General features: G+C 72.5%; 2 protein-coding genes. One reads left to right on the top strand and one right to left on the bottom strand.

Annotation, left to right across the window (positions count from 1 at the left end):
• Window positions 1-133 precede the first annotated feature (133 nt).
• Window positions 134-1,468 carry a flavin monoamine oxidase family protein gene (locus tag E1293_RS46465; RefSeq protein WP_132206465.1) on the bottom strand — a complete coding sequence of 445 codons (1,335 nt, stop codon included), beginning with the start codon at window positions 1,466-1,468 and terminating at the stop codon, window positions 134-136.
• Between the two features lie 57 nt (window positions 1,469-1,525).
• Here E1293_RS46465 and E1293_RS46460 point away from each other — a divergent pair, with 57 nt between their 5' ends.
• Window positions 1,526-2,116 carry a TetR/AcrR family transcriptional regulator gene (locus E1293_RS46460; RefSeq protein WP_132206463.1) on the top strand — a complete coding sequence of 197 codons (591 nt, stop codon included), beginning with the start codon at window positions 1,526-1,528 and terminating at the stop codon, window positions 2,114-2,116.
• Window positions 2,117-2,307: the final 191 nt, after the last annotated feature.

Below are 2,307 nucleotides of genomic sequence, written 5' to 3'. Positions count from 1 at the left end.
GAGACAGACACACAGCACCCGGCACACCACCGCCAGCACCGCACCCACTCGACACCGCACCCACTCGACACGGTGGCCCGCAGCACCCGGCCCACGCAATGGCCCGCACGCGGGCGGCGGGTGGTCGGGTGGGCTACAGGGTTAGTTCGTTGGTGGCTCGGTGGGCGGATTCGATGGCGCCGTCTATGTAGCCGGCCCATTGGGTGGCGGTTTCGGTGCCGGCCCAGTGCAGGGGGCCTATGGGGCGGCGCAGGGACGGGCCGAAACGGGTCAGGGTTCCCGGGGCGGCGAAGGCGCCGTAGCAGCCGCGCGAGTACTCCTCGTCGGCCCAGTCGCGTTCGATGTAGGCGACCAGGTCCTTGGCTCGGGGGCCGAAATAGGCGGTCAGGTCGGCGATGACCTGGGCGCGGCGTTCGGCGGCGGTGAGGCGCGCGGCGATGTCGGCGTGCCGTCCCTCCAGGAAGCCGACGATCACGCCGGGCACGCCGCTCTCGGGCGTGTTGTCGAAGGTGATGCCGAACGGGCGCTGGTCGCTGGTGACCTGGCCGCTGAACCCGTCCGCGCGCCAGAACGGCTCGTCGTACACCACGTTGACCTTGATGACCCGTCCCATCGGCATGCGCTGGACGAGCTGGTCGCGGTCGCCGGGCAGGCCCGGGGTGTAGCGGATCCGTGCGGCCAGCGGCGGCGGGACGGCGATGATCGCGCGGCGCGCCCGGATCTCGCGGGACGGGGTCCGGAGCCGGACCGAGTCGTCCTCCCATTCGATCTCCGTGACCGGCGAGTTCAGGACCACGCGGTCGCCCAGTTCGTCCGCCAGCGCGAGGGCGATCCGCTGCGAGCCGCCGGAGACGCGGTCCTGCTGCGCACCGCCGGTCGTGTCGATCAGCGGGTCGAGCCCGCCGGCGGACGCCATGTAGAAGCCGGCCCACAGCGCCGACAGGTCCCCCGCCTCGGCCGCGAAGACCGCCTGCGTGATCAGCCGCAGGAATCCGCGGCCGCCGCTGGTGCGCAGGTTGCGCCGCAGCCAGGTCTCGAAGGTCTGGCCGTCCAGCCGGGCGGCGTGCCGGGCGGTCCACGGCTCGTCCGGCGGGATGCCGCGCACCATCCGGGCGATGCGCAGCTGGCCCTGCGCGATGTCGGCCAGTGTCACCGGGGAAAGGCGCGGGATGCGGCCCGCGTACTCGCGGCGGACGCGGCCCAGCTCGGCGATGTGCCGCCCCTGGTCGTAGGTCGGGTACGTGGACAGGCCCAACTCCTTGATCAGTGCGAGCACCCGGTCCTGGCCTGGGCCGATCCACTGGCCGCCGATCTCGATCGGCTCCCCGCCGGGCAGTTCGCCGTTCAGGACGCGTCCGCCGACCCGGTCGCGGGCCTCCAGTACGACCACGTCATGCCCGTCCCGGACGAGGTCACGGGCGGCGACCAGCCCGGCGACACCGCCTCCGACTACCGCGATGTCCGCCATGTTCCCTCCCATACCAGGCGCATCTCACATACACCATGTATGTGTTATACATGCCGCATGGCGGAGCAGGTCAAGACCCGGCGGGAACGGTACGTCGCGAGCACCCGCGCCGCCCTGCTCGAAGCCGGGCGCCGGTTCTTCGCCGATCGCGGCTTCACCGACGTGTCCGCCGAGGAGCTCGTCCGCGCCGCCGGCCTCACCCGCGGCGCCCTCTACCACCACTTCGCCGGCAAGCAGGGCCTGTTCGAGGCCGTCTTCGAGGACCTGGAGGCCGAGGCCGCGGAACGGATCACCACCGCGATGGCCGCCGAGGACGACCCGTGGACGCGGACGTCCGCCGGAATCCGCGCGTTCCTGGAGATCTGCTCCGACCCCGCCTACCGGGAGATCGTCCTGCTCCAGGGGCCGATCGCGCTCGGCTGGCAGCGCTGGCGCGAGCTGGACCAGCGCTACCTCGGCACCATCCTCACCGACGGCCTGGCCGCCCTCCTCGGCGACACCGGCCCGCACCCGCTCGCCCTCACCACGGCCGCCTTCTACGGCGCGCTGACCGAGCTGGCCCTCACCGTGGCGGACGCACAGGACCCGACACAGGCCCGTGACCAGGCACTTCATCTGATCGGGGGCATGTTCGCCGGTCTTCGGTGAACTCTCAGGGTTCTCCCAGGATCCGGCGTGGACTTCTGCCAGACCCGCCCGGTTACATGGCCCGCATGCGAACCAACCGCACGACGATCGCGGCCGCGGCCGGCGCCGCCGGCGCCGCCGGGCTCCTCGGGCTCGGCCTCTACCTCGCTGTCCCCGCCTCCGCCGCCGACCCCTCGCCGTCTCCGTCCACC

The organism is Actinomadura darangshiensis (assembly GCF_004349235.1).
Taxonomy (GTDB): Bacteria; Actinomycetota; Actinomycetes; order Streptosporangiales; family Streptosporangiaceae; genus Spirillospora; species Spirillospora darangshiensis.
Note: the sequence above shows the minus strand (reverse complement) of the source record. Positions and strands in the feature narration are given on the sequence as shown.

Excerpts from the sequence above, each read along its gene's own strand:
- E1293_RS46465 (WP_132206465.1), bottom strand. The coding sequence starts at position 1,468 with ATGGCGGACATCGCGGTAGTCGGAGGCGGTGTCGCCGGGCTGGTCGCC.
- E1293_RS46460 (WP_132206463.1), top strand. The coding sequence starts at position 1,526 with ATGGCGGAGCAGGTCAAGACCCGGCGGGAACGGTACGTCGCGAGCACC.